Source organism: Streptomyces sp. NBC_00670, from assembly GCF_036226765.1.
In the GTDB taxonomy this organism is placed as follows: domain Bacteria; phylum Actinomycetota; class Actinomycetes; order Streptomycetales; family Streptomycetaceae; genus Streptomyces.
This window is the reverse complement of record NZ_CP109017.1, coordinates 7,218,253-7,243,496: the sequence shown is the minus strand read 5'-3', so window position 1 is coordinate 7,243,496 and position 25,244 is coordinate 7,218,253. Positions and strand designations below refer to the sequence as shown.

At 72.8% G+C, this 25,244-nt stretch carries 22 protein-coding genes and 1 pseudogene; 20 read left to right on the top strand and 3 right to left on the bottom strand.

Annotated features, from left to right (window positions below):
- Positions 1 to 205 precede the first annotated feature (205 nt).
- From OIE12_RS31815 to OIE12_RS31790, 6 genes and pseudogenes are all read left to right on the top strand, one after another.
- On the top strand, positions 206 to 3,415 hold the full coding sequence (locus tag OIE12_RS31815) for a TIM-barrel domain-containing protein (RefSeq protein WP_329142350.1): 3,210 nt from the start codon (positions 206 to 208) through the stop codon (positions 3,413 to 3,415).
- A 152-nt stretch (positions 3,416 to 3,567) separates the two neighbouring features.
- Positions 3,568 to 4,524: a GlxA family transcriptional regulator gene (locus OIE12_RS31810; RefSeq protein ID WP_329141401.1), complete on the top strand. Its 957-nt coding sequence runs from the start codon at positions 3,568 to 3,570 to the stop codon at positions 4,522 to 4,524.
- Between the two features lie 121 nt (positions 4,525 to 4,645).
- Positions 4,646 to 5,644, top strand: coding sequence for a type I glyceraldehyde-3-phosphate dehydrogenase (gene gap, locus OIE12_RS31805; RefSeq protein WP_329141400.1), 999 nt, complete (start codon positions 4,646 to 4,648; stop codon positions 5,642 to 5,644).
- A 409-nt stretch (positions 5,645 to 6,053) separates the two neighbouring features.
- A pseudogene (locus OIE12_RS31800) lies at positions 6,054 to 6,662 on the top strand (serine hydrolase domain-containing protein); the annotation flags it as partial.
- A gap of 88 nt (positions 6,663 to 6,750) precedes the next feature.
- Positions 6,751 to 7,845: a sensor histidine kinase gene (locus OIE12_RS31795; protein ID WP_329142348.1), complete on the top strand. Its 1,095-nt coding sequence runs from the start codon at positions 6,751 to 6,753 to the stop codon at positions 7,843 to 7,845.
- Positions 7,833 to 8,540: a response regulator transcription factor gene (locus OIE12_RS31790; protein WP_329142347.1), complete on the top strand. Its 708-nt coding sequence runs from the start codon at positions 7,833 to 7,835 to the stop codon at positions 8,538 to 8,540. Before OIE12_RS31795 ends, OIE12_RS31790 begins: the two co-directional genes overlap by 13 nt.
- On the opposite strand, the gene OIE12_RS31785 is transcribed toward OIE12_RS31790, so the two are convergent.
- On the bottom strand, positions 8,504 to 9,277 hold the full coding sequence (locus OIE12_RS31785) for a DUF4328 domain-containing protein (protein ID WP_329141398.1): 774 nt from the start codon (positions 9,275 to 9,277) through the stop codon (positions 8,504 to 8,506). The two genes, OIE12_RS31790 and OIE12_RS31785, sit on opposite strands and share 37 nt — an antisense overlap.
- Before the next feature lie 199 nt (positions 9,278 to 9,476).
- Here OIE12_RS31785 and OIE12_RS31780 point away from each other — a divergent pair, with 199 nt between their 5' ends.
- Both OIE12_RS31780 and OIE12_RS31775 read left to right on the top strand, forming a co-directional pair.
- A complete protein-coding gene (locus OIE12_RS31780) occupies positions 9,477 to 10,151 on the top strand; it encodes a TetR/AcrR family transcriptional regulator (protein ID WP_329141396.1) in 675 nt (224 codons plus the stop codon).
- A gap of 152 nt (positions 10,152 to 10,303) precedes the next feature.
- Entirely contained in the window at positions 10,304 to 11,977 is a 1,674-nt protein-coding gene (locus OIE12_RS31775; RefSeq protein WP_329142344.1) for an MDR family MFS transporter, read from the top strand.
- Between the two features lie 19 nt (positions 11,978 to 11,996).
- Here the strand turns inward: OIE12_RS31775 and OIE12_RS31770 are convergent, their stop codons facing one another.
- The gene (locus tag OIE12_RS31770; RefSeq protein ID WP_033225193.1) at positions 11,997 to 12,770 is read right to left on the bottom strand and encodes a DeoR/GlpR family DNA-binding transcription regulator; all 774 of its coding nucleotides are present in this window, start codon (positions 12,768 to 12,770) and stop codon (positions 11,997 to 11,999) included.
- A gap of 322 nt (positions 12,771 to 13,092) precedes the next feature.
- Between OIE12_RS31770 and OIE12_RS31765 the strand changes: the two genes are divergently transcribed.
- The 6 genes from OIE12_RS31765 to OIE12_RS31740 all read left to right on the top strand — a co-directional run bounded on the left by OIE12_RS31765 (position 13,093) and on the right by OIE12_RS31740 (position 18,940).
- A complete protein-coding gene (locus OIE12_RS31765) occupies positions 13,093 to 13,911 on the top strand; it encodes an endo alpha-1,4 polygalactosaminidase (protein ID WP_329141392.1) in 819 nt (272 codons plus the stop codon).
- A 297-nt stretch (positions 13,912 to 14,208) separates the two neighbouring features.
- The gene (locus OIE12_RS31760) at positions 14,209 to 15,549 is read left to right on the top strand and encodes an ABC transporter substrate-binding protein (RefSeq protein WP_329141390.1); all 1,341 of its coding nucleotides are present in this window, start codon (positions 14,209 to 14,211) and stop codon (positions 15,547 to 15,549) included.
- Between the two features lie 10 nt (positions 15,550 to 15,559).
- Positions 15,560 to 16,570: a carbohydrate ABC transporter permease gene (locus tag OIE12_RS31755; protein WP_329141388.1), complete on the top strand. Its 1,011-nt coding sequence runs from the start codon at positions 15,560 to 15,562 to the stop codon at positions 16,568 to 16,570.
- Entirely contained in the window at positions 16,567 to 17,472 is a 906-nt protein-coding gene (locus OIE12_RS31750) for a carbohydrate ABC transporter permease (RefSeq protein WP_329141386.1), read from the top strand. The genes OIE12_RS31755 and OIE12_RS31750 overlap by 4 nt, the downstream gene beginning before the upstream one ends.
- A complete protein-coding gene (locus OIE12_RS31745) occupies positions 17,469 to 17,606 on the top strand; it encodes a hypothetical protein (RefSeq protein ID WP_329141384.1) in 138 nt (45 codons plus the stop codon). The genes OIE12_RS31750 and OIE12_RS31745 overlap by 4 nt, the downstream gene beginning before the upstream one ends.
- The gene (locus OIE12_RS31740; RefSeq protein ID WP_329141382.1) at positions 17,606 to 18,940 is read left to right on the top strand and encodes an alpha-glucosidase/alpha-galactosidase; all 1,335 of its coding nucleotides are present in this window, start codon (positions 17,606 to 17,608) and stop codon (positions 18,938 to 18,940) included. The genes OIE12_RS31745 and OIE12_RS31740 overlap by 1 nt, the downstream gene beginning before the upstream one ends.
- Positions 18,941 to 18,989: 49 nt before the next feature.
- On the opposite strand, the gene OIE12_RS31735 is transcribed toward OIE12_RS31740, so the two are convergent.
- A complete protein-coding gene (locus OIE12_RS31735) occupies positions 18,990 to 19,166 on the bottom strand; it encodes a hypothetical protein (RefSeq protein WP_329141380.1) in 177 nt (58 codons plus the stop codon).
- A 145-nt stretch (positions 19,167 to 19,311) separates the two neighbouring features.
- Here OIE12_RS31735 and OIE12_RS31730 point away from each other — a divergent pair, with 145 nt between their 5' ends.
- From OIE12_RS31730 to OIE12_RS31705, 6 genes are all read left to right on the top strand, one after another.
- Positions 19,312 to 20,091, top strand: coding sequence for an SDR family NAD(P)-dependent oxidoreductase (locus tag OIE12_RS31730; protein ID WP_329141378.1), 780 nt, complete (start codon positions 19,312 to 19,314; stop codon positions 20,089 to 20,091).
- A gap of 155 nt (positions 20,092 to 20,246) precedes the next feature.
- Positions 20,247 to 21,173: an ABC transporter substrate-binding protein gene (locus OIE12_RS31725; RefSeq protein WP_329141376.1), complete on the top strand. Its 927-nt coding sequence runs from the start codon at positions 20,247 to 20,249 to the stop codon at positions 21,171 to 21,173.
- Between the two features lie 26 nt (positions 21,174 to 21,199).
- Positions 21,200 to 21,982 (top strand): ABC transporter permease, encoded by a 783-nt coding sequence (locus OIE12_RS31720; RefSeq protein WP_329141374.1) that lies wholly within the window; start codon positions 21,200 to 21,202, stop codon positions 21,980 to 21,982.
- Entirely contained in the window at positions 21,946 to 22,785 is an 840-nt protein-coding gene (locus OIE12_RS31715; protein ID WP_329141372.1) for an ABC transporter permease, read from the top strand. Before OIE12_RS31720 ends, OIE12_RS31715 begins: the two co-directional genes overlap by 37 nt.
- Positions 22,782 to 24,452, top strand: a complete 1,671-nt coding sequence (gene mdlC, locus OIE12_RS31710; protein ID WP_329141370.1) for a benzoylformate decarboxylase — start codon at positions 22,782 to 22,784, stop codon at positions 24,450 to 24,452. Before OIE12_RS31715 ends, mdlC begins: the two co-directional genes overlap by 4 nt.
- A gap of 9 nt (positions 24,453 to 24,461) precedes the next feature.
- Positions 24,462 to 25,220, top strand: a complete 759-nt coding sequence (locus OIE12_RS31705) for an ABC transporter ATP-binding protein (protein WP_329141368.1) — start codon at positions 24,462 to 24,464, stop codon at positions 25,218 to 25,220.
- Positions 25,221 to 25,244 lie beyond the last annotated feature (24 nt).

The window sequence follows — 25,244 nt, the reverse complement described above, 5'->3', positions numbered from 1 at the left end:
TGGACATGAACCGGAGGTCCGTGCTCCTATGCCATGTGCACGCTGTGCGGCCGATCATCCGGCGCGGCCCGCCCGGCGTGGACGAGCGGCATGGCCGACAGGAGAAACGGAATTGTCCATGACCAGCACCTCACCGCCGAGAAGACGACTGAGAACCGTACGACGACACACGGGGGTGGCCACCGTTCTCGCGGTCGCCGCCGCCATGACCGTGGCAGGCACCGGCGCGGCGACGGCCAAGGGTGCGCAGAGCCACCGCATCCCGACCGTCACCTCCGGTGACGCCCGTTTCCAGGTCCTCTCACCGACGCTGATCCGTACCGAGTACGCGGCCGACGGGAAGTTCACCGACGACCCGACGTTCAACGCGATCGGGCGCAGCGGGTTCTCCCCGGCCTCGTACACCTCGCGGACCGCCGACGGCTGGCTGACCCTCAGGACCAGCGCGGTCACCCTGCGGTACAAGGTCGGCTCGGGACCGTTCGACGCGAGCAACCTCTCCGTCAACGTGACGGCGGGCGATTCGCCGGTCACCGCCTCTCCCTGGCACCGTCTCACCTGCACCCTCGGCGCGCTGTGCGAGGGAGAGGACCTCCAGCTCAACGGGGTGTCCCTGGCCTCCGACCACCGGGACCACACCGGGGTCGGGTTCGCCGCGGGCTTCGAGGGGACGGGCGCCTCGGCATCGGCTGACATCGATGTCAAGGAGGCCGGGAGCTACCAGTTCGACCTGCGGTACGCCAACTCCGTGGGCGGGGACGGCAAGAACGAGACCCGCACGCTCACCCTGACCGTGGACGGCGGCTCGCCGCAGAAGATCTCGCTGCCCACCACGGGCAGCTGGGACACCTGGAAGCTGGCCACCGCCAAGGTCGACCTCGGCGCGGGCCACCACACGCTCGCCCTCACCCGCACCGCCTCGGACTCGGGTGACGTCAACCTGGACAGCGTGGCGCTGGTCCGCCCCGGCGACTCCTACCCGTCGGTCGCCACCACCGCCATCAGGGACTGCGCGTTCGGGGTGAGCTGCGAGGCGGAGGCCGGGCGGATCGGCGGCTCGGCGGCCGGCGCCACGGACCACACCGGCTACGCGGGCACCGGCTTCGTCGCCGAGCTCAACAAGGGCTCCGGTCTGACCACGCATCTGGTGGGCGTGCCCGCCGACGGCACCTACACCCTGCGGGTGCGCTACGCCAACGGCACCGGCGGCGACGGCCAGCACAAGACCCGTACCGCCTCGGTCACCGCCGGGGACGCGCACGCCACGCTCGAGTTCCCGGCGACGGACAACTGGGACGACTGGCAGACCGCCTCCGTCCCGGTCAAGCTCAGCAAGGGCGAGAACGACGTCACCCTCGGCTGCCCGGACGACGGCAGCTGCCACATCAACGCGGACACCGTCTCCGTGGCCGCCACCGGCGACCCCGCGCCCGCGCCGCATCTCGCGCTCGGCGGGTACCGCCGCGGGCTGGACGGCGTGACCGGCAGCGGCGCCGCCCCCGTCACCACGCCCGGCCTGCTCAACAAGGACGGCTGGTACCTGCTCGACGACACCCCGTCGGCGCTGTACGACACCGCCACCAAGAAGATCCGGCAGCGCCCGGAGCACAAGGGCGGTGCCTACCAGGACGGTTACCTCTTCGGCTACGGGCACGACTACAAGCAGGGCCTCACGGACCTGGCCACGCTCACCGGCCCGCCCGCGCTGCTGCCCCAGTGGGCCTACGGCGTCTGGTACTCGGAGTACATCGACCGTACGGCCGAGGACTACCAGAAGAAGATCCTGCCGGCCTTCCGCTCCGAGGGCGTCCCGCTCGACGTGCTGGTGACCGACACGGACTTCAAGGCGGTCAACGACTGGAACGGCTGGGAGATCGACCAGAAGAAGTTCCCCGACCCGAAGGGCTTCTTCACCGACTGGTCCGACGCCCAGGGGCTGCACAACACGCTCAACGTGCACCCGAGCATCCTCGGCTCCGACCCGCAGTTCGCGAAGGCGCAGGCCACGGCCAAGGGCAAGCTGAAGAAGGGCGGCTGCGGCGGAAGCGCCGGCGCCACGGGCGACTGCTACACCTTCGACTTCGGTGACCCCGACCAGGTCCAGGCCTACCTGGACCTGCACCGGACCATGGACCAGCAGGGCAACGACTTCTGGTGGCTCGACTGGTGCTGCGACGCCTCCCAGTCCTCGCTGCCGGGTGTCACCCCGGACGCCTGGATCAACCAGCAGTACGCGTCCATGACCGCCGAGAACGAGGGCCGCGGCTTCGTGCTCTCCCGTGCCTACGGCTCGCTGCAGGCGGCCGGGTACAGCGGCCAGGCGGGACTGCCGACCGGGCCGTGGGCGGACAAGCGCTCCACCGTCCACTTCACCGGTGACACCTCCTCCACGTGGGGCGTGCTGAAGATGGAGGTCGGCTACACCCCGGGCGAGTCCGCCGCGACCGGGATGGCGTCGATCACCCACGACATCGGCGGCCACAACGACACGACGGGGCTGACCGGTTCGGAGCAGTACACCGACAACGGGCAGACGCGCACCACGCACAAGCTGCCCGACGACCTGTACGCGCGGTGGGTGCAGTTCGGCACCTTCCAGCCCATCGACCGGCTGCACAGCAACCACAGCGACCGGCTGCCCTGGCAGTACGGCACGGCGGCGCGCAAGTCGGCCGACGCGTTCCTCAACCTGCGCGAGGACCTGGTGCCGTACACCTACTCGCTCGCCGAGGAGGCCAACCGCACCGGTGTGCCGATCGTCCGGCCCACCTACCTGGAGTACCCGGACGAGGCGAAGGCGTACGCCACCGCCGGCAGCGAGTACTTCTACGGCTCCGACGTGCTGGTCGCCCCGGTCACCGACCCGGGCAACTCGGCCACGACGTCGGTCTGGTTCCCGCCGGGGCAGTGGACCGACTACTTCACCGGCAAGACGTACACCGGCGGGACGACGCAGGACGTCACCACCACGCTGGACACCATGCCGGTGTTCATCAGGGCAGGTGGCATCATGCCGACCCGGACGCACGACGTGTCGTCCAACGACCACAACCCGCTGACCGACGTGACGCTGACCGTCGCGGCCGGGAAGTCGGGGTCGTACCGGCTGTACGAGGACGACGGGGTCGGTACGGGGCGGCACCACAGCGCCACGACGACCGTGCGGTACCGGGTGAAGGGTGCGCAGCACTCCGTGTCGATCGGCGGGGTGAAGGGGTCCTTCCGCGGTCAGGTGAAGAAGCGGGAGTGGACGGTTTCGCTGGTCGGGCTCGGTGACCGTGTGCCGACGAAGGTGTCGGCGAACGGGAAGCGGCTGTCGCCGAAGTCGTACCACCTGGACCGGGACACGGGGGCGTTGACCGTGACGTTGCCGAGTCGTTCGGTGCACGCGCCGGTGACGGTTTCGTTCCGGTAGCGGTACCAAGGGCGGCGGGGGCGTGCTTGCGCCCCCGCCGCCCCGTTTTCAGGGGCGCGGGGCTGTGCTGATGTGCGGCTCCGCCGCGTGGGCGCGACCAGCCACGGCGCACCCGCACCCGGCACACCACCCCGCCCACGTACTCTGTCCCCGTGCCCGACTCCGCCCTCCACCGCGTCGCCGTGCTCGTGCTCGAAGGGGCGAAGCCGCTCGACGTCGGGATTCCGGCGCAGGTGTTCACGACCCGCGCGAGCATGCCGTACGAGGTGCGGGTGTGCGGCGCGGCGCCCGGGCTCGTGACCGGGGGCGACGGGCTGTCGTACCACGTGGCGCACGGGCTCGACGCGCTCGCGTGGGCCGAGATCGTGTTCGTGCCGGGGTACCGGTTCCCGGACCGGGAGGACCCGCCGCCCGCCGTCGTCGAGGCGCTGGTCGCCGCGCACGACCGGGGCGCGCGGCTCGCCGCGATCTCCACCGGCGCCTTCGCGCTCGCCGCCACCGGGCTGCTGGACGGCCGGCGCGCCACCACGCACTGGCACTACACCCGCGCGCTCGCGGCGAAGCACCCGGCCGTGCGGGTCGACGAGAACGTGCTCTTCGTCGACGAGGGCAGCGTGCTCACCTCCGCCGGCGCCGCCTCCGGCATCGACCTGTGTCTGCATCTGCTCCGCGGCGACCTCGGGGTGGCCGCGTCGAACCATGCCGCCCGGCGGCTGGTCGCCGCGCCCTACCGCAGCGGCGGGCAGGCGCAGTACGTGCCGCGCAGCGTGCCGGAGCCGCTGGGCGAGCGGTTCGCCGCGACCCGGGAGTGGGCGCTGCGCCGGCTGGACGAGCACCTCACCCTGGGGACGCTGGCCCGGCACGCGGAGGTGTCGCCGCGGACGTTCTCGCGGCGGTTCGCCGAGGACACCGGGTACACGCCGATGCAGTGGGTCATGCGGGCCCGCATCGACGTGGCGCGTGAGCTGCTGGAGCGCTCGCAGCGCAGCGTCGAGCAGATCGCCGGTGACGTCGGCCTGGGCACCGGGGCCAATCTCCGGCTGCACTTCCAGCGCATCCTCGGCACCACGCCGAGTGAGTACCGGCGGACCTTCGCGAAGGGCGAGTAGACCACGCGCCCCGGCGCCGGCGGACTGGCACGATCCTTGCGGACCGTGGCGATCGTGCCGCTGTCCCGCGCCCCCGGGGCGCGCGAGTCTGGTGGCGAACCACGGAGAGGACCTGACACTCATGACTCGCATCGCCATCAACGGATTCGGCCGCATCGGGCGCAATGTGCTGCGCGCCCTGCTGGAGCGCGGCGGCGACCTGGAGGTCGTCGCCGTCAACGACCTGACCGAGCCCGCCACGCTCGCCCGGCTGCTCGCCTTCGACACCACCGCGGGCCGGCTCGGCCGTCCGGTGAGCGTCGACGGCGACACGCTCGTGGTGGACGGCCGGCGCATCAAGGTGCTCGCCGAGCGGGAGCCGGCGAAGCTGCCCTGGTCCGAACTGGACGTCGACCTGGTGCTGGAGGCCACCGGCCGCTTCACCTCGGCCGAGGCGGCCCGCGTCCACCTGACCGCCGGTGCGCGCAAGGTGCTCGTCAGCGCCCCCTCGGCGGGCGCCGACGTGACGCTCGCGTACGGCGTCAACACCGAGGCCTACGACGCGGCGGCGCACACCGTCGTCTCCAACGCCTCGTGCACCACCAACGCGCTCGCCCCGCTGGCCTCCGTCCTCGACGAACTCGCGGGCATAGAGCACGGGTTCATGACCACCGTGCACGCCTACACGCAGGAGCAGAACCTCCAGGACGGCCCGCACCGCGACGCCCGCCGGGCCCGCGCCGCCGGGGTGAACATCGTGCCGACCACCACGGGTGCGGCCAAGGCGATCGGCCTGGTGCTGCCGAGGCTGGACGGCAAGCTGTCGGGCGACTCGATCCGCGTGCCCGTGCCGGTGGGCTCGATCGTCGAGCTCAACACCACCGTCGCCCGTGACGTCACCCGTGACGAGGTGCTCGCGGCGTACCGGGCCGCGGCCGAGGGGCCGCTCGCCGGGATCCTCGAGTACTCGGAGGACCCGCTGGTCTCCGCCGACATCACCGGCAACCCGGCCTCGGCCATCTTCGACTCGGCCCTCACCCGCGTCGACGGCCGCCACATCAAGGTCGTCGCCTGGTACGACAACGAGTGGGGCTTCTCCAACCGCGTGATCGACACGCTGCAGTTGCTCGCCGCCGGCTGAGTCCGCGGCACGGACAACGGGGACCGGTCGCCCACGGCGGCCGGCCCCCGCCGCGTTCCCGGTCCCGCCGCGCGTGCCGCGCCGCGGGACCACCGCGTTCCGGGCCTGCCGGGGGTGGGGTTGTCCGCAGGAGGGGGTGCGGGCAGCAGGCGTGTGGGCGGCCCCCGCGGTCCCTAGCTTCTGAGGTGACGGACCGACGGAGTGGGGCTCTCACCGAGGGGGACGTGTGACGAAGCGAGTACGAGGCCGACTGCGCCGTGGAGCTGCGACGGGAGCGGTGCTGTGCGCGGTGCTGGCCGCGCCGGCCGCGCCCGCGGCGGCCGGGAACGGGACGGGCGGGAGCGGGACGGGCCGGTGTCACCACCCGGCGGCGCTCCGGGCGCTGGGCCGGCTGACCGGCGAGGACGGGATGACGGGCGCCGCCGTGCGGGTGGAGACGCCCGGGTGCCCGGCCTGGAGCGCGGCCCTCGGCAGGGCCGACGTACGGACCGGCCGCCCGATGCGCGCCGGTGACCGGATCCGCATCGGCAGCACCACCAAGACGTTCACCGCCACCGTGCTGCTCCAGCTCGTGGCGGAACACCGGGTCGGCCTGGACGACACGGTCGAGGACCATCTGCCCGGTCTGATCGCCCGCCACGGCTACGACGGCGGGCGGATCACCGTGCGGCAGCTCCTGCGGCACACCAGCGGCCTGCCCGACCACACCGACGCGCTGGACTGGGAGCACCCGGAGCGATGGCGGGCGCACGACTTCACCGCCAGGGAACTGGTGGCGCTCGCGCTGGAGCGGCCGCGTCCGGAGCGGGCCTGGTCGTACTCGACGACGAACTACGTCCTCCTCGGCATGATCATCGAGAAGGTCACCGGGAGGCCGGCCGCCCGCGAGGTCGAACGGCGGATCATCGCGCCGCTCGGCCTGCGCGACACCTACTGGCCCGGCACCGCACGCACGATCGAGGGCCCCCACCCGCGCGGCTACGAGTGGCGCACACGGGGCGGCCGGAAGGTACTGAGCGACGTCACGGAGCTCAACACGACCGTCGCGGGCGCGGGCGGCGCGCTGGTGTCCGCCGGGGCCGGGCGCGAGGCGGCGGGTCGCGGACCTGGCGCTGTGGCTGGCGCCGCTGCTGCTGCTCGCGGGGGCCACCGGGCGCGCGGAGCGGGAGCTCACCACGCGGCTCGCGGCGCTGCCCGTCGACTCCCCCCACCTCGCCCGTCCGCCCGGCGCCGCAGGCCGTCCGCCCGTCCGGGGCGGCGCGGTGTGGCGCGAGGTGGCGCATGTACTGGTCGTCGGTCCCCTGTGGGGCGCCCTCGGCCCGGTGGCCGTGCTCCATCTCCTGGCCCCTCCCCTGCTCCTCGCGTCGGCGCCCTGGTGGTACGGGTGGTCCGTGGGCAGGCCGGTGCACGCCGGGCTGTGGCGGTTCGAAGTGCCCTCCGCGGGCTGGGCGTTGGTGGCCTGCGTGGCCGCACCGCTGCTCGCCCTGCCGGTGCTGGCGCTGCTGCGCGGCCTCGCCGTGGCCCGTGCGCACACCGTCCGGTTCCTGCTCGGGCTCACCGAGGAGGCGCGCCGTGCGGCCGAACGGGAGGCGGCACGTGCCGCGGCGGTGCGCGCGCACCACGCCGACCACCGGCGCATCGAGCGCGATCTGCACGACGGGGCCCAGGCCCGCATGGTGGCCGTCTCCCTGAGCCTGGGCCGGGCACGCCGGAGGTTCCCGGCGGACCAGGAGGCGGCCCGCGTCCTTGTCGACCAGGCGTACGAGGAGTCCCGGCGCGCCCTGGCCGACCTGCGCGCGGTGGTCCGGGGGCTCCATCCGCCCGTGCTCGCCGACCGCGGCCTGGACGCCGCCGTCAGCTCGCTGGCCGCCGCCTCGGACGTCCCGGTGGACGTCCGCGTAGAGCTGGCGCGGCGGGCGCCGGGGCCGGTGGAGTCCCCCGCGTACTTCGTGATCGCCGAGTGTCTGGCGAACGTCGGCAAGCACGCCGGGGCGGAGCGTGTGCGCGTGCGCGTGGACGAGCGCGGGGACCGGATCGTCGTGCACGTGGACGACGACGGCGTCGGAGGCGCCGTCCCCTCCGCGGGCGGCGGTCTGGCCGGCTTGGCGGACCGGGTGCGCGCGGTGGGCGGGCGGCTCAGGGTGCACAGCCCGGCGGGGGGTCCCACGAGGGTGGAGGCGGAGCTGCCGTGCGGGTGGTGATCGCGGAGGATCTGGTGCTGCTGCGCGCCGGGCTGCACAGCCTGCTGTGCGAGGAGGGCTTCGAGGTGGTGGCCGCGGTGGGCGACGGCCCGGCCCTGGTGTCCGCGGTGAGGGCGCTGCGGCCCGACCTGGCCCTGGTGGACGTGCGCATGCCGCCCACACACACCGACGAGGGAGTACGGGCGGCGCTGGCCGCCCGGCAGGCGGTTCCCGGCACGGCGGTCGTGATCCTCTCCCAGTACGTGGAGGAGCGCTACGCCACCGAACTGCTGCGCCGCGGTGAGGGCGTGGGCTACCTCCTGAAGGACCGCGTCTCGGCCGTGGAGGAGTTCCGGGACGCCCTGCTCCGGGTGGCCGCGGGCGGTACGGCCCTGGATCCCGAGGTGGTCGCGCAGCTCCTGGGCCGGCGGCCCGGTGGCGGGAGCGGCACGCCGCCGGGCCCGCTGGACCGGCTCAGCGAGCGGGAGCGCGAGGTGCTGTCACTCATGGCGGAGGGCCGCACCAACACCGCCATCGCCCACGCGCTGTTCGTGACCGGCAGCGCCGTGGAGAAGCACGTCGCCGCCATCTTCGGCAAGCTCCGCCTGCCCTCGGCCGCCTCGGGCCACCACCGCCGGGTGCTGGCGGTGCTGGCCCATCTGGGCCGGATGCCGGAGCCTCAGAGCGCCGCGCCGGTGAACGGCGGGGTCAGGTAGGGTCCTTCGGCCGCCTTGCGGCGCTGCATCCGGGTCAGCCGCACCGCGAAGTGCACCGCGGCGGCCGCGGCGGCGATGTTGAGCGTGTCGGCGACCATGTACTGCGTCACCGCGGACCGGATGTCCGTCCACTGCTCGGCGTCGTCGTACTTGGTCCCGGCCACCCGGTTGAAGAGGATGCCGAACGCGAACAGGGCCCACCACAGGTGCACCGGCCACAGGCGTTCGCGGTACGGCGACTGACCGGACGGCAGCGGGGTGGCGGCCCGCCACATGTCGGTGGCGACGCGGTGGGGCAGCCAGATGTTGGCGAACGGGATGAACCAGGCGGCGATGGCCCACCCGGTCCCGTGCCGGAAGCGGTCGGGGGCCAGCGGGCCGGTCAGGCGGCGCATGTGGAAGAACCAGGTGACGAAGGCGATCGCGCAGGGCAGATAGGCGATGACCTGGTACCGGGCGACCGCGTCGTAGAAGTCGGAGGCGTCGTCCAGCTCCCGCTGCGACGCCGTGAGGAAACCGGTGTCCCCGCCCATCACGCCCCGCAGCCGTACCCCGGCGAAGATGCTCACCAGATCGGTGACGGCGACGAGGGCGAGTCCCGCGACGGCCACGGCGAGCAGCACGGAGGACGCCCTGCCCGGCGCCACCCGCGGCACGGACGCCGCGGCCCAGGCGCGCTCCCCCGGTTCCGCGGGCGGTCCCGCCGGTCTCTGGTGCGGCTCACTGGATGCGGACATGACGGCGGCGCCCCCCACGGACGAGAACGGAAGAAATGGCTCGCGGATGATCACGCGGCCGGTGAACGATATGCCGGTCGGGCACGTCTCGTCCATGTCAATGCGGGCGTCAATACCGGCATCTCTACCGGCCTCACCGGCGCGGACCTTTCCCGCCGGGGGATTTTGCAGAGTCTGCACTTTTGCATATCATGCAAGTATGTCGGAGAAGGGCGCCGCCGAGGGCGGACTGCGGGAGCGGAAGAAGCGGGCCACCCGTGCCGCGCTGGCCGAGGCCGCGATCCGTCTCGCCGCCGAGCACGGTGTGGACAAGGTGACCGTCGAGGCGATCAGCGCGGCGGCCGGCGTCTCCGTGCGGACGTTCTTCAACTACTTCGACTCGCGCGACGACGCGTTCGTGGTCATCGACACCGAGGCGAGCACGCGTGTGTGCGCCGCGCTGCTCGCGGCGCCCGCCGCGCTCTCCCCGCTGGAGGCGCTGCGCGACGCGCTGGCGGCCGAGCTGGCGGAGGCCGAGCAGGAGCACGAGCTGTGGTGGCTGCACGCCGAGGTCCTGCGTTCCGCACCGCATCTGCTGGTGCGCAGCCTCGGGGCCCACATGGCCGACGAGACGGCGCTGGCGGAGGCGGTGGCCGCACGGATCGGCTCCGCCGCCACCGGTTCGCCCGCCGCCTCGACCGACGGCTCGCCCACCGACGAGGCGCGGCGTGCGGCCCTGGAGCTGTACCCGCGACTGCTGGCGGCCCTCGCGCACACGGCGGTCCGGGTCGGCGTGGAGCACTGGTGCTCCCGCCGCGACGGGGCCTCGTTCGCCGAGGTGTTCCAGCAGGTGTTCACGCTGCTCGCGGCGGGCCTCCCGGCGCCGCAGCGGTAACCCCCGGCGGCGGCGCGCGGTCGGCCCTCCCCCGCCGCCCCCTTCCGAGTTCACCCCGTGATCGCCGTCGGCACCCGCCGACCCCGCCCATCCCTGTCGAAAGAGAAACCGTGACCGCACCACCGGCGCCCGATCAGGCGTCCCCGGCCTCCATGACGAACCGCCAGATACTCCAGGCCATGTCCGGCCTGATGGCGGGCATGTTCGTCGCCATCCTGGCGGGGACCGTGGTGTCCAACGCCCTGCCCACCATCATCGCGGACCTGGGCGCGAGCCAGTCCTCCTACACCTGGGTCGTCACGGCGGAGCTGCTGGCGATGACCGCGACCGTGCCCCTGTGGGGCAAGTTGTCGGACCTCTACAACAAGAAGCTGCTGTTGCAACTGTCGCTGAGCATGTTCGTCCTCGGCTCGCTGCTCGCGGGCTTCTCGCACGGCGTGGGACTGCTCATCTTCAGCCGGGTCGTCCAGGGCATCGGCGCGGGCGGTCTGACGGCGCTGGCCCAGGTGGTCATGGCCTCCGTCATCCCGCCGCGCCGGCTGGGCAAGTACGCGGGCATCTTCGGTGCCGTCTTCGCGGTCGGCACGGTGGCCGGGCCGCTGGTGGGCGGTGTCCTGGTGGACACCTCGTGGCTGGGCTGGCGCTGGTGCTTCTTCATCGGCGTGCCGTTCGCGCTGCTGGCCATCGCGCTGCTCCAGCGCACCCTGCACCTGCCCACGGCCAAGCGCGAGGTGAGAATCGACTTCCTGGGCGCGTTCCTGATCGTGGCGGGCGTGTGCGCGCTGCTGATCTGGGTGTCGCTCGCGGGCAACCAGTTCGACTGGGCGTCCTGGCAGACCGCCGCGCTCACCGGCGGCGGTGTCGTCCTGCTGGCCGCCGCGGTGTTCGTGGAGTCCCGCACCGCCGAGCCCGTCATCCCGCTGGACATCTTCCGCAACCGCACGGTCGCGCTGACCACCGTGGCCAGCCTTTTGGTGGGTGTCGCCATGTTCGGCGGCACCGTGTTCCTCTCGCAGTACTTCCAGGTCTCGCTCGGCAAGTCGCCCACGGTGGCGGGGCTGATGAGCCTGCCGATGATCCTCGGTCTGCTGGTGTCGTCCACGGTGGCCGGTCAGGTGATCAGCCGGACCGGGAAGTGGAAGCGGTACCTGGTGGCGGGCGCCGTCACCATGACCGTCGGTCTGGGGCTGCTCTCGACCATCGGCGCGGACACCTCGTTCGCCCTGCTCAGCCTGTTCATGGCGGTGCTCGGCATCGGTGTCGGCATGCTGATGCAGAACCTGGTGCTGGCCGCCCAGAACGACGTGCCCGCGGCCGAACTCGGCGCGGCGACCTCCGTGTTGTCGTTCTTCCGCAGCATGGGCGGCACCATCGGCACCAGTGTCCTCGGCGCGATCCTCGCCCACCGGGTGGCCGCCGAGACGGCCAAGGGGCTGCGCGAGGCGGGCATCACCCCGACGGGCGGGAGCACGGGCGGCAGTGTGCCGGACATGCACACCCTGCCGGCCCCCCTGCGCTCCGTCGTCGAGCACGCCTACGGGGTGGCCACGGCCGATCTGTTCCTGTTCGCCACGCCGTGCGCCCTGCTCGCGCTCGTCACCGTCGTCTTCCTCAAGGAGAAGCCGCTGAAGACCACGAGCGGGATGGAACGCCTCGCCGAGGAGTCCGCGGCGGCCGACGTCGATGCCCCGGCGGGGGCCGACACCTCCCTGACCGCCGCCGCCCCGGCCGCGGCCGTCGTCGAACTGCCCCGGCAGCGGACCTCCGACGCCCCCGCCCCGGCCCGGCCCGAGAGCGACCCGGACCCCACGGGGCAGCGCGCCTGACGCCGCCTCGCCCCCACCCTCACACCACCGTCACCGCCACGCCCGCGTCGCCGATGTCCGCCAGGACGGCCGCGGGCGCGGCGGCGTCGGTGACGAGGCGGTCGATGTCGCGCAGCGGGCAGATCTTGGCGAAGGTGACCCGGCCGATCTTCGAGTGGTCCGCCACCACGACCGTACGGTCGCTGCTGGCGAGGAACGCCCTGTCGGTCGCCGCCTCCAACTGGTCGTGGGTCGTGCAGCCATGGGCCGCGCCGATGCCGTCCACGCCGAGGAAGGTGACGTCGGTGTGGTGGTCGGCGAGCGTCTTCTCCGCGATGGGGCCGACGAGTTCGTAGCTCTCGGTCCGGGCGGAGCCGCCCACGACGACCAGCGTGACGCCCTTGTGCGGCACCATCTCGGCGGCGATGTTGACCGCGTTGGTGACGATGGTGACCCGGCCGCGCGCGGCCAGTACCCGCGCGATCTCGGTGACGGTGGTGCCGCCGGTCATCCCGACGACCGCGCCCTCCGGGACCAGTTCGGCCGCGGCCCGCGCGATGGCCTGCTTCTCGGCGCGGCGGTGCCCGCTGCGGTGCGGGACCGGGAGCTCGGGTCCGGCACCGCGCAGCGCCGCGCCGCCCAGTACCGCTCCCCCGTGCGTCCGGCGCAGCAGGTTCTGCCGGCTGAGCTGTTGCAGATCGCGCCGGATGGTGGCTCCCGAGACCTTGAGCAGCCGGGACAGCTCGGTGACATCCATGGCCCCACGCGCGGAAACATGCTCAAGTATGCGCGCATGACGCTCGGTCTTCAGCATGCGAGGAAGCATAGACCGCCCCGCGCCGCCCGGACATCCACCTTTCTTCCTGGTACGACCACGGATCGCACCGGCCCGGGCACCCGTCGCGAAGTGCGCACCGCCATGACCATGTGCGCAAAGTGCGCATGTTCGATCTGTTGACATGGCGAAAGCTGCTCGCTTTACTCCATGCAACGCCCTGGGTCGAGCACCCGGCGTCAGAGGTACGCCCAGCCGGTAGCACGGCCCCGCGCCGTAAGTCCGGACTGAGTCGCCAGGACTTCCGCGCGGAGCCGGGGTCCGAGGCGGGGACGTACCCCCCATCCTCTGGAGCGCAGAGATGCCCCACACCTCTCACCCACGGTCCCGCAGGCGCGCCCTGGTCGGGGCGGCCGCCGCGGCCGCCCTGTGTCCGCTGCTCGCGTGCACCACGGCGGACGCCTCCACCACCGCGTCCGTCACCCTGCCCCCGGTGCACGCGAACTTCGACTACCAGATCGGCGAGCCCTACACCCCGCCCGCCGGGGTGAAGGTGGTCTCCCGCGACCACACCGCCTCCCCGGCGAAGGGCCTGTACAACATCTGCTACGTCAACGCGTTCCAGGCCCAGCCGGGGACCGAGGACGAGTGGGGCGACCTGCTGCTGCGGGACGGCAGCGGCAAGGTGGTGTACGACGAGGACTGGGGCGAGGCGATGCTCGACATCCGCACCGCCGACAAGCGGCAGCGGATCGCCGACCGCGTCGACTCCTGGATCGACTCCTGCGCCGACAAGGGCTTCGACGCCGTCGAGCCGGACAACCTGGACACCTTCGACCGCACGAACCTGCTCAGCGAGTCCAACGCCAAGGCGTTCATCAAGCTGCTCTCCACCCACGCGCACGACAAGGGGCTGGCGATCGGGCAGAAGAACACCGCCGAGCTCGCCTCCGCGCACAAGGAGATGGGCACGGACTTCGCCGTCGCCGAGGAGTGCGCGGAATGGAACGAGTGCGGTGACTACGCCGACGCGTACGACGACCACGTCGTCGTCATCGAGTACGCGAAGGCCAACCTCAAGAAGGCGTGCTCCCAGTTCGGCGACCGGCTGAGCATCGTCCTGCGCGACGTGGACGTCTCCGCCCCCGGCAGCGACGGCTACGTCCGCGAGACCTGCTGACGGACCCGTCCCGCGGCGGGCGCCCGCAACGGCGTACCGCCGCCCCGGTCCGGCGCACCGTGCTCCGCCGATCGCGGTGCGCCGGCCCGGCACCCCCGACGCACCACCTCTCGCTCCGCCCCACCCCGCCCCACCTCACGACTTCTCGCCCCGCACCGCGCAGTACCCCCACACCGCCGCCGTGCCGGTATCTCCTTCCCGCGATGTCCCGCCCGTCCCCCGGCGTCCGTGACACCCGTCCGACGCCCGTACGACGCCCGTGGCATCCACCCGTTCCGCACCTCCCCGGGAGCGCCCATGGCCGCACCACACCGTCCGTCCGGCAGTCACGCCGGCCCGTCCCGCCGTACACTCCTGCGCCGGGGCGGCCACCTCGCGCTCGGCACCGCCGCCGGCGCCGCCCTGGCCGGCTGCGGGTCGGGCACGGACGACGGGGTCGGCGCCGACGGCCGGGTCACCGTCGAGCTGTGGCACGGGCAGTCGGACACCGGGCGGGCCGCGATCGAGAAGCTGGTGGCGGAGTTCAACCGCACCCACCCCAAAATCCGGGTCGACCCCGGCGGCGGGGTGCTGTCCGACGCCATGCTCCAGAAGATCACCGCGGCCCTCGCCGCCGGCTCCTTCCCCGACGTGGCCTACATCTTCGGCTCCGACCTGGCGAGCGTCGCCCGCAGCCCCTCGGTGGTGGACCTCACCGACACCTTCCACGACGGCCCCGTGCCGTGGAAGAGCTTCTGGGCCCCGGCCCGGGCGGCCGTCACCCTCAACGGACAGATACGGGCCGCGCCCGCGCTGCTCGACGCGCTCGCCGTGGTGTGCAACAAGAAGCTGTTCCGCGACGCCGGACTGGAGCTGCCCGAGGCGGGCTGGAGCTGGGACGACTTCGTGGAGACCGCCCGCAAGCTCACCGACAAGGGCCGCGGTGTCTTCGGCACCGGCTGGCCCGGCGTCGGCGACGAGGACACCGTGTGGCGGCTGTGGCCGATGATCTGGGACCTGGGCGGTGACGTCGTCGCCGAGGACGGCAAGCACATCGGCTTCGCCGACACCGGGGTCAGGGCCCTGGAGACGGTCGCCGCGCTCGCCCGCGACAACAGCGTCTACATCGACCCCAAGCCCGGCAGCGAGCAGATGTACCAGGTCTTCGCCTCCGGCCGGATGGGCATGGTGCCCACCGGACCGTGGCAGCTGCCCGACATCCGCCAGGCGAAGATCGACTACCACGTGGTGCCGCTGCCCACGTACAGCGGCAAGCCGGTGACCATCTCGGGACCCGACACCTGGACCGTCTTCGACAACGGCCCGGCCCGGGTCGAGGCGGCCCGCACGTTCGTCACCTGGCTCTCCGAGCCCGCGCAGGACGTGCGGTGGGACATCAACGCCGGCAGCCTCCCGCTGACCCGCTCCACCGAGGCGCTGCCCGCCTGGCAGGCCCGCGAGAAGAAGGTCGAGGGACTGCACGTGTTCACCTCGGCCCTCGACTCGGCCCGGGCCCGCCCGGTGCACGCGGCCTACCCGCAGATCTCCCAGGCGCTCGGCCAGGCGATCGTCGCCGTACTCCTCGGCCGCAGCTCCCCGGCCCAGGCGCTGCGCTCCTGCGCGGACGAAGCCAACGCCGCCCTGCTCATCCCGCGTTGAGAGGACCACCATGCCCCGTCTACCCACTCCCCTCACCCTCGCGGACCACGGCAAGGAGCAGGGAAACCGCACGGACCCGGACGCCCCGCACACCGCCGCACCCGCCGAATCCGGCGCGGTACGGCGCCGCCGGCGCCGGGAGTCCGCCACCGCCTGGGCGTACATCTCGCCCTCGGTCCTGGTCATCCTCGGGCTGAGCGTCGTCCCGGTGATCTGGTCGCTGCTGCTGTCGTTCCAGGCCGACGACCTGGTGACCCCCAGCCGCTGGGTCGGCCTGGACAACTACCGCGCACTCGCGCAGGACCCGCACTTCGCCGAGGCGGTCCGCAGCACCCTGCTCTACACGGTGCTGTACGTGCCGCTCTCCATCGGCCTGGGCCTGTTCCTCGCCCTCGCGCTGAACCGGCGGATCCGCCTTGTGGGTCTGTACCGCACGCTCGTCTTCGTGCCGTTCGTGGTCTCGGCCACCGCGCAGGGCGTGCTGTTCTCCTTCATCCTCGACCCGGAGTTCGGTGCGGCCAACTCCGTGCTGCACACGTTCGGCATCTCGCCCCAGGGCTTCCTGACCGACCCCGGGCAGGCGCTGTACGCGCTCATCGCGATCTCGCTGTGGAGCGGCACCGGCTTCTGCGTGGTGGTGCTCCTGGCCGCCCTCCAGGACGTGCCGGCCTCGCTGGTCGAGGCGGCCCGCCTCGACGGTGCCGGGCGCCGCCATCTGCTGCGCCATGTCACCCTCCCCGCGATCACCCCGGTCCTGGTCTTCCTGCTGCTGTGGCAGACCATCAACGCCTTGCAGGTCTTCGACCTGGTGTACGTGACGACGAAGGGCGGGCCGCTGGGCTCCACCTCGGTCATCGTCTACTTCATCTGGGAGCAGGCCTTCAAGAACTTCACCGCCGGTTACGGCGCCGCGGCCGCCTACACCCTGGCGCTCGCCCTGATCGTCCTCGGCGTGCTGCCCCGGCTGGTCCGGGCGCTGCGGGCACGCACCGGCCGCGGCATCGAAGGAGCCACCCGATGACGGCCACGTCCTCCGCCCCCTCCCTTTCCTCCTCCCCACCCGCCCCGCGGGTGGCCGGGGCCGACGGCGGCCCCGGCCGGCGCCGCCGTCGGCTGCCGTTCAGCGCCTGGCACCTGCTCCTCGCGCCGCTGTGCCTGCTGTTCGCCGTGCCGCTGATCTGGCTGGCGCTCAGCTCCGTGATGAGCGACGCGGAGATCAACCGCTTCCCGCCCGCCCTGTGGCCCTCGGGCATCCATCTGGACGGCTACCGGTACGTCATCGGCAACGCGATGTTCCCGCGCTGGTTCGCCAACTCGCTGATCGTGTCGGTGACCGCGGTGGTGTCCAACCTGCTCCTCGGCTCGCTGGGCGGCTACGCGTTCGCCCGGATGCGGTTCGCGGGCTCCCGGCTGCTGCTCGGGCTGATGCTGGCCACCATGGCGATCCCGTTCCAGCTCACGATGATCCCCACCTTCCTGGTGATGAAGCGGCTGGGCCTGATCGACACCCTGGGCGCGCTGATCGTGCCCTCGCTGGTGACGCCGTTCGCCGTGTTCCTGCTGCGGCAGTTCTTCCTGTCCCTGCCCAGGGAGCTGGAGGAGGCGGCCTGGCTCGACGGCTGCTCACGGCTGCGGGTGCTCTTCCGGATCGTGCTGCCGCTGTCCCGTCCGGCCCTGAGCACGGTGGCGGTGCTGACGTTCCTCACCACCTGGAACGACCTCACCTGGCCGCTCATCGCCATCAACCACGACACCCAGTACACGTTGCAGCTCGGCCTGACGACCTTCCAGGGGCAGCACCACACCCACTGGTCCGCGGTCATGGCGGGCAACGTGCTCACCGTGCTTCCGGTGCTGCTCGCCTTCCTCGCCGCGCAGAAGACCTTCATCCAGTCCATCACCTCCAGCGGCCTGAAGGGATGAGCCCGCGCGAGCGACGGCTCCCCGGCCCGCCGCACCTCTGTGACCTGCCCTTCTCCGGCGGCATCGATCCCGCCGCCGGGACCACCCAGAACGGGGCCCGCTCCGGCGGCGCCCGCTACGGAGAAGAACTCTGATGTCCCTCACCACCCCCAAGATCGCGTTCATCGGCGCGGGCAGCGTCGTGTTCACCCAGGGGCTCCTGGCCGACCTGCTGGCCTTCCCCGAACTGCGCGGCGCGCACATCGCCCTGCACGACATCGACCCCGAACGGCTCGACACCGCGCGCGGCGCCGCCCAGTTCATCGCGGACGAGCGCACCGGCCGGGACGGCGACGGCCCCCGGCCGCGGATCACCGCCCACGCCGAGCGGCGCGCGGCGCTCTCCGACGCGGACTTCGTCATCAACATCGTCCAGGTCGGCATGCGGGAGTCCACCCGCACCGACTTCGAGATCCCGGCCCGCTACGGGCTGCGTCAGACCATCGGCGACACCCTCGGCATCGGCGGCATCTTCCGCGCGCTGCGCACCTTCCCGCTGCTGAAGTCGCTCGCCGAGGACATCGCCGAGGTGTGCCCCGACGCCTGGCTGCTCAACTACACCAACCCGATGACGATGAACATCCAGTACCTCGCCCAGGCCACCGGGATGACACGTGTCGTGGGCCTGTGCCACTCGGTGTACTGGACCGTCCGCGACCTGTCCGACCTGCTCGGCGTCCCCCACGAGGAGGTCACCTACCGGGCGGCCGGCGTCAACCACCAGGCGTGGCTGCTGCGCCTGGAGCACCAGGGCGCGGACCTGTACCCGCGCCTCGACGCGCTGATCGCCGAGGACCCCCAGCTGCGGCGCCGGGTACGGGTGGACATGTACCGGCGGCTCGGTTACTACCCGACCGAGACCAGCGAGCACTCCTCGGAGTACGTGCCCTGGTATCTGCACCACGACAGCGAGATCGAGCGGCTGCGGCTGCCGGTCGGCGCGTACCTGGACATCGTGGACGAGAACGTGGCCGCCTACGAGCAGACCCGCGACGCCCTGGCCAAGGGCGAACCGCTCACCGTCGAGGGCACCATGGAGTACGCCCCGCAGATCATCCACAGCATCACCACGGGCACCCCGCGCACGGTGTACGGCAACGTCCCGAACCGGGGGCTGATCGACAACCTGCCCGCCTCCGGGACCGTCGAGGTGCCCTGCCTGGTGGACGGCGGGGGTGTCCAGCCGACGCGGGTGGGGGCGCTGCCCGCCCAGTGCGCCGCGCTGAACCGTACGTACTTGAGCATGAACGACCTGGTCGTGCGGGCCGCCCTGGAGGACGACCCGCGCTCGATCCGCCAGGCCGCCATGACCGACCCGGCGACCGCGGCCACGCTGCCCGTGGAGCGCATCTGGGACCTGTGCGACGACATGGTCCGGGCCCACGCCGACCTGCTGCAGCCCTCGCTGCGCGCGACGCTCGGCCACTGAGAACCTGACGCCCGGCCACCGAGGAACGCAACGGGCCCGCCGTCGCCCTTCAGGGGCGGTGGCGGGCCCGTTCGGTGTTGGCCGCTCTGCTGAGGTTGTTGTACAGCCGCCGCAGGTGTTTCGCCGCGGCGCACGGCACCCGGTCCTGAGCGCACTGCCGGCACGCCCCGAGGTGGTTCTCATAGTCCAGCCGTGCCCGCTCAAGGGCATTCTGCGATGGGTTCATATGACAATTTGATCTTGTTACTCCGAGTACGACTCTCAACTACCCCTCAAATATCCCGAGTTGAAGCCTCTCCGACACTCCCGGGTCACTTTCCCCACAGCCACCGCCGGGCGTGCACACAGCCGTGCCCGATTAGGCTGCGTCCATGAGCTCCAGGGACCACCTCTCCGCCATGTTCGCGCTGGACGACCGGGTCGCCGTGGTGACCGGCGGGAGCTCCGGCATCGGGCGCGCGATCGCCGGGGCGCTGGCGCGGGCGGGGGCCCGGGTGGTGGTCGTGGCGCGGGACGGGGCGAAGCTGGCCGGCACCGTGGAGGAGCTGGCGGCCGACGGCTGCCGGGCGGCCTGGGTGAGCGCCGATCTGGGTGAGCGCGCCGGGGTGCGCACGGCCGCCGAGGAGGCCGCCGGGATCTTCGGTGAGCCGGACATCCTCGTCAACTGCGCGGGGGTGAACCTGCGGCCCCCGATGAGCGAGCTGGACACGGAGGTGTGGGACACCACCATGGCGGTGAACCTGGAGGCGCCCTTCCTGCTCGGGCAGCGGTTCGGGCCGGGCATGGCCGAGCGCGGCTTCGGGCGGATCATCCACGTCACCTCGCAGCAGGCGCACCGGGCGTTCGTGCAGAGTGGTGCCTACGGGGTCTCCAAGGGGGCGCTGGAGTCGCTGGCCCGCTCGCAGGCCGAGGCGTGGTCGCGGTACGGCGTCACGTGCAACACGCTCGTGCCGGGCTTCGTAATGACCCCGCTGAACGCGCGGCTGTCGTCCGACCCGGAGAAGGTCGAGGCGCTCGCCGCACGCACGATGACCGGACGCAACGGTCTGGCCGAGGACTTCGCGGGCGCGGCCGTCTTCCTCGCCGGCCCCTCCTCCGCCTACGTCACCGGGCAGTCGCTCTTCGTCGACGGCGGGTTCTCGGTCCACTGAGCGGCCGGGGGCGCCGCCTCTTTGCCCGACCTTTTCCCGGGACTGACGTTCCGCTCCACCCGATTGATGGTGTTCATGACACGTGTCTGGTAGGCATGCTGTCCATGACGTCACGTCACTTACGGGGATCCAGGGGGAAACTGGCGGCGGCGACAGTGGTACTCGCGCTGTCCCTCGCGGCCTGCGGCGACGACGGCGGGGGCGGCGAGTCGAAGTCGTCCGGCGGCCAGGAGAAGATCACCGTGGCCGCACTGCCTCTCACCGACGCCGCCGCGCTGTATCTCGCCCGCGACCGCGGGCTGTTCGGCAAGGAAGGGCTGGACGTCACCATCCAGCCGGTGCAGCAGAGCATCCAGGCCCTGCCCGCGCTGAAGAACGGCCAGGTCGACGTGATCGCCGGCGCCAACTACGTCACCTTCCTCCAGGCCGACGAGAAGGGCACCCTCGATCTGCGCATCGTCAGCGAGGGCGTGCGGGTGGCGCCGCACATGATGGACGTCCTGGTGCCGGAGGACTCGGACATCAAGAGCGCCGCCGATCTGAAGGGCAGGAAGGTCGCGGTCAACATCCTCAACAACATCCAGTCGCTGACCCTCGACGCCATCCTCGACAAGCAGGGCCTCGGCCACCCCGTCTACCGGCAGATCGCCTTCCCGCAGATGGGTCCCGCGCTGCAACGGCATCAGGTCGACGCCGTGCACGCGGTCGAGCCCTTCGACAGCGCCATCCAGGAACAGGTCAAGGCGCGCGTGCTGATCGACGGCGGGACGGCGCCCGTCTCCTCGCTGCCCATCAGCGGCTACGTCTCCACCAAGAAGTACGCCGACGGGCACGCCAAGGCCGCCGCCGCGTTCCAGCGGGCGATCCGCGCCGCCTCGAGGATCGCCGCCGAGGACCCCGACGCCGTACGCGCCGAACTGCCCAAGTACACCAAGGTCACCGCGGCCCAGGCCGGGTCCATGGCACTGCCCGCCTACGCCACCGCCACCGATCCCGCGCAACTGCGCCGGCTCACCGCGCTGATGTCGAAGCAGGGCCTGCTGAAGAAGCCGCTCGACCCGGCGACCCTGCTGGTCAAGTGAGCCGGGCCCGGCGGTACGGACTCGGCATGAGCCGGGCCCGGCGGTACGGACTCGGTCTGCTCGGTGTGCTGCTCGCCTTCGGGGTCTGCGAGGTGCTGGGCCGCGTCGGGATCGTGGGCCGCGCCTACCTCCCGCCGGCCTCGGAGGTCGTGGCGCGGGCCGTCCGGCTGGCGGGCGACCCCGTCTTCCTGGACGGCGTCGGTGCCACGCTGCGGGCCTGGGCGTACGGGCTCGGCCTGGCCTGCGCGATCGCCGTCCCGCTGGGGCTGCTGCTGGGCAGCCTGCCGCTGGTCGGCGCCGCCGTGCGGACCCTGGTGGAGTTCCTGCGCCCACTGCCGTCCGTGGCGCTGATCCCGCTCGTCTCCCTGCTGCTGGGCACGGGCACCCGTACCGAGGTCGCGCTGATCACCTACGCGTGCCTGTGGCCGATCCTGTTCAACACGGTGTACGGCCTCGCCGAGGCGGACCCGCTCGCCAAGGACACCCTGCGCGCCTTCGGCTTCGGGCGGTTCGCGGTGCTGCTGCGCGTGGAGCTGCCCGGGACGGCGCCGTTCGTCGCGGCGGGGGTGCGCATCTCGGCGGCGGTCGCGCTCATCCTGGCGGTGGCGACGGAGTTGCTGTCCGGGTTCGGGCAGGGACTCGGCATCTTCATCGCCCAGGCCCAGCTCGCCACCGACGGCACCCGTGACGTCCTGGCCGGGGTCGTCTGGGCGGGCGCGCTGGGCCTCGTCCTCAACGGCGTCCTGGTGTGGGCGGAGCGCCGGCTGTTCCCGTGGACGCCGGACCACCGCCGGGCGGCGGACGCGTGAGCGGCGGGGGCGGGGCGCGCGGTCTCCTGCTCCGGCTGGGGGTGCCCGTCCTCGCCGCGGCCGTCTGGCAGGCGGTCACCGCGGCCCACCGCAGCGTCTACTTCCCGCCGCCGGTGCGTATCGTCCGGCACGCCTACGACCTGTGGTTCTCCGGTCCCGTCCGGCACGTGTTCCTGACCCGCGCCGCCGTCGACGACGTCCTCCCGAGCCTCGGCCGGCTGGCCGCCGGGTTCCTGCTGGCGGCCGTCGCGGGGATCGCGCTCGGCATGGCGGTCGGCCGCTCACCGCGGGTCTACGCGCTGTGCGACCCGGTGCTGCAGTTCGCGCGGGCGGTCCCGCCCCCGGCCCTGGTGCCCGTGTTCGTCGTCGTGTTCGACTTCGGTACGCCGATGCAGCTCGCGTCGATCGCGTTCAGCGCCCTCTGGCCGGTGCTGGTCAACACGGCGGAGGGCGCGCGCGCCACGGACCCGCTGCGGCTCGACGTGGCCGCGGTGCTGCGGCTGACGCCGCTGGAGCGGCTGTGGTTCCTGCTGCTGCCCTCCGCGCTGCCGCGGATCTTCGCGGGGCTGCGGCTGAGCCTGTCGCTCTGCCTCATCCTCATGGTCTTCTCGGAGCTGCTGCCGGGCACCGCGAACGGCATCGGCTTCGCCCTCACCGACGCACAGTCGCGCTCGGACCTGCTCACCGTGTGGGCGGTGCTGCTCCTGCTCGGCGTGCTCGGTCACCTGCTCAACACCGGCCTGCTGGCGGCGGAGGGACGGCTCCTCGGCGGCAGGGAGAGGAACGGGGGAAGAGGCGTATGAACATCTCGGACGGGCGCGATGAGGGCACGCCGGAGGGAAGCACCGTGCGGGAGGCCGTCACGGGCTTCCTGCGCGACACCGGCATGACGACCGTCTTCGGCAACCCCGGCTCGACGGAACTGCGCATGTTCCGCTACTGGCCCGAGGACTTCGCCTACGTGCTGGGGCTCCAGGAGTCCACGGCGGTCGCCATGGCCGCGGGCCACGCCCTGGGCACCGGGCGCGCCGCCTTCGTCAGCCTGCACTCGGCCGGTGGCGTCGGACACGCGCTCGGCGCCGTGTTCAACGCCTACCGCGACCGCGTCCCACTGGTGATCGTCGCGGGCCAGCAGTCGCGCTCCCTGCTCCGACTCCGGCCGTTCCTGGGCGCGGACGAACCGGCCCGCTTCCCGCGCCCGTACGTCAAGTTCTCCCGTCAGCCCGAGCGGGCCGCCGACGTGCCCGCCGCGCTGGCCGAGGCCCACCGCATCGCGATGACGCCGCCGCGCGGGCCGGTGTTCGTCTCCGTCCCCGAGGACGACTGGGACCGGCCCGCGGAACCCGTCCTCCCGCGCACGGTGCACAGCGGCTTCACCGCGGACCCGGACGCGCTGTCCGCGCTGGCCGCCCGCCTCGCCGGGTGCGCCCGCCCCGCGCTGGTCGTCGGTCCGGGCGTGGACGACGAGGGGGCGCTGCCCGAGGCCGTCGCGCTGGCCGAGCGGACCCGGGCGGCGGTGTGGATCAGCCCACTCTCCGGCCGCTCCGGCTTCCCCGAACGGCACCCGCTCTTCCAGGGGTTCCTGCCGCCGGTCCCCGGTCGACTGGCGGACCGCCTCGCCGGGTACGACGTGGTGGTCGCGCTCGGGGCGCCGGTGTTCACGTACCACGTGGCCGGGGACGGCCCGCCGCTGCGGCCGGGGACCGAGCTGTTCCACCTGGACTGCGATCCGGCGCAGGCGGCCTGGCTGCCGACCGGCACCAGCCTCGTCACCACGCTCAGGCCGGCCCTGACCCACCTCACCACGCTGCTGGAACCCGCCGACCGGGAACCGCCCCCGCCCCGCCCGGTGCCCGGCCCCGCCACGCCGGGGGACGCGCTCACCGCGGAGTACGTCTTCGACGCGCTGCGCGTCCGGCTGCCCCGGGACCGGGTCCTCGTCGAGGAGACGCCCAGTCACCGGGACGCGCTCCACGCGCGCGTGCCCGTCGAGGCCCCCGGAGGATTTCTCACCACCGGCAGCGGGGCCCTCGGCTGGGGGCTGCCGCTCGCCGTGGGCCGCGCGCTGGCGGACCGGCGGCGGGTGGTGTGCGTACTCGGCGACGGGTCCGCGCTCTACTCGGTCCAGGCGCTGTGGACCGCCGCCCGCCACCGGGCGCCCGTCAGCTACGTCGTCCTGGACAACGGCGGTTACGCGGCCGTGCGCGGCCTGGGCCGCCGTATCGGCATCGCCCCGGTGCCCGGTACGGAGATCGGGGGCGTCGACTTCCCGGCCCTGGCCGCGGCCTTCGGCTGCCCGGCGGAGTACGCGGAGCACCCCGCCGACCTGCCGGCCGCCCTGGACCGGGTGCTCGCGGCGGACGACGGGGGCGGCGCTCGCGGGACGGGTGACGAGGGCGGCCCGCGCCTGCTGCACCTACGGGTCGCCGACACCGGCGAGGCGCTCTACACCGACCCCTGGGCCGGGTGAGAACCCGGCATGCTGCGTCTCGACTCCCTCGGCCGGCGCTACGGCGACCACCATGTGCTGCGTGACCTCACCCTCACCGTGCCCGACGGGCAACTCCTGTGCGTGGTGGGCCCGTCGGGCTGCGGCAAGTCCACGCTGCTGCGCACCCTCGCCGGGCTGCTGCCCGCGACGGAGGGCACGATCAGTCTCGACGGGGAGCCGGTCACCGGGGTCCCCGACCGGCTGGCGGTCGTCTTCCAGGACTACGGCCGCTCGCTGCTGCCCTGGCTGACGGTCCTGGACAACGTCGCCCTGCCGCTGCGCCGCCGCGGCCTGCGCCGCGCCGAGCGGCGCGCCGAGGCCACGCGGATGCTGGAACGGGTCGGCCTGTCCGGCACCGCCCGGCGCCACCCCTGGCAGCTCTCCGGCGGTATGCAGCAACGCGTGGCGCTGGCCCGGGCGTTGGTGTGCCGTCCGGCCCTGCTGCTCCTGGACGAGCCCTTCGGCTCGCTGGACGCGCAGACCCGGGAGGATCTGGAGGATCTGCTCCTTCAGGTGCACCGCGCCGACGGCACGACGACGGTCCTGGTCACCCACGACATCGACGAGAGCGTCTACGTCGGCGACCGGGTGGTCGTCCTCTCCCCCGGCCCCGCCGCCCACGTCGTCCTCGACCTCCCGGTCGAACTCCCCGACGAGCGCGACCAGATCGCCACCCGCGGCTCCGACGCGTTCGTCGCCCTGCGCGCGAAGGTCGGCCGCGCGGTGCGCGCGGGGTCCGGCGACTGAGCGCGGCACGCCCGCCGGGGATGT

Excerpts from the sequence above, each read along its gene's own strand:
- OIE12_RS31745 (WP_329141384.1), top strand. The coding sequence starts at position 17,469 with ATGAGCCCGCGCGAGCGACGGCTCCCCGGCCCGCCGCACCTCTGTGAC.
- OIE12_RS31780 (WP_329141396.1), top strand. The coding sequence starts at position 9,477 with ATGTCGGAGAAGGGCGCCGCCGAGGGCGGACTGCGGGAGCGGAAGAAG.
- OIE12_RS31815 (WP_329142350.1), top strand. The coding sequence starts at position 206 with ATGACCGTGGCAGGCACCGGCGCGGCGACGGCCAAGGGTGCGCAGAGC.
- OIE12_RS31765 (WP_329141392.1), top strand. The coding sequence starts at position 13,093 with ATGCCCCACACCTCTCACCCACGGTCCCGCAGGCGCGCCCTGGTCGGG.
- OIE12_RS31730 (WP_329141378.1), top strand. The coding sequence starts at position 19,312 with ATGAGCTCCAGGGACCACCTCTCCGCCATGTTCGCGCTGGACGACCGG.
- gap (WP_329141400.1), top strand. The coding sequence starts at position 4,646 with ATGACTCGCATCGCCATCAACGGATTCGGCCGCATCGGGCGCAATGTG.
- OIE12_RS31740 (WP_329141382.1), top strand. The coding sequence starts at position 17,606 with ATGTCCCTCACCACCCCCAAGATCGCGTTCATCGGCGCGGGCAGCGTC.
- OIE12_RS31760 (WP_329141390.1), top strand. The coding sequence starts at position 14,209 with ATGGCCGCACCACACCGTCCGTCCGGCAGTCACGCCGGCCCGTCCCGC.
- OIE12_RS31735 (WP_329141380.1), bottom strand. The coding sequence starts at position 19,166 with ATGAACCCATCGCAGAATGCCCTTGAGCGGGCACGGCTGGACTATGAG.
- OIE12_RS31720 (WP_329141374.1), top strand. The coding sequence starts at position 21,200 with ATGAGCCGGGCCCGGCGGTACGGACTCGGTCTGCTCGGTGTGCTGCTC.
- OIE12_RS31775 (WP_329142344.1), top strand. The coding sequence starts at position 10,304 with ATGACGAACCGCCAGATACTCCAGGCCATGTCCGGCCTGATGGCGGGC.
- OIE12_RS31750 (WP_329141386.1), top strand. The coding sequence starts at position 16,567 with ATGACGGCCACGTCCTCCGCCCCCTCCCTTTCCTCCTCCCCACCCGCC.
- OIE12_RS31755 (WP_329141388.1), top strand. The coding sequence starts at position 15,560 with ATGCCCCGTCTACCCACTCCCCTCACCCTCGCGGACCACGGCAAGGAG.
- mdlC (WP_329141370.1), top strand. The coding sequence starts at position 22,782 with ATGAACATCTCGGACGGGCGCGATGAGGGCACGCCGGAGGGAAGCACC.
- OIE12_RS31705 (WP_329141368.1), top strand. The coding sequence starts at position 24,462 with ATGCTGCGTCTCGACTCCCTCGGCCGGCGCTACGGCGACCACCATGTG.
- OIE12_RS31785 (WP_329141398.1), bottom strand. The coding sequence starts at position 9,277 with ATGTCCGCATCCAGTGAGCCGCACCAGAGACCGGCGGGACCGCCCGCG.
- OIE12_RS31770 (WP_033225193.1), bottom strand. The coding sequence starts at position 12,770 with ATGCTGAAGACCGAGCGTCATGCGCGCATACTTGAGCATGTTTCCGCG.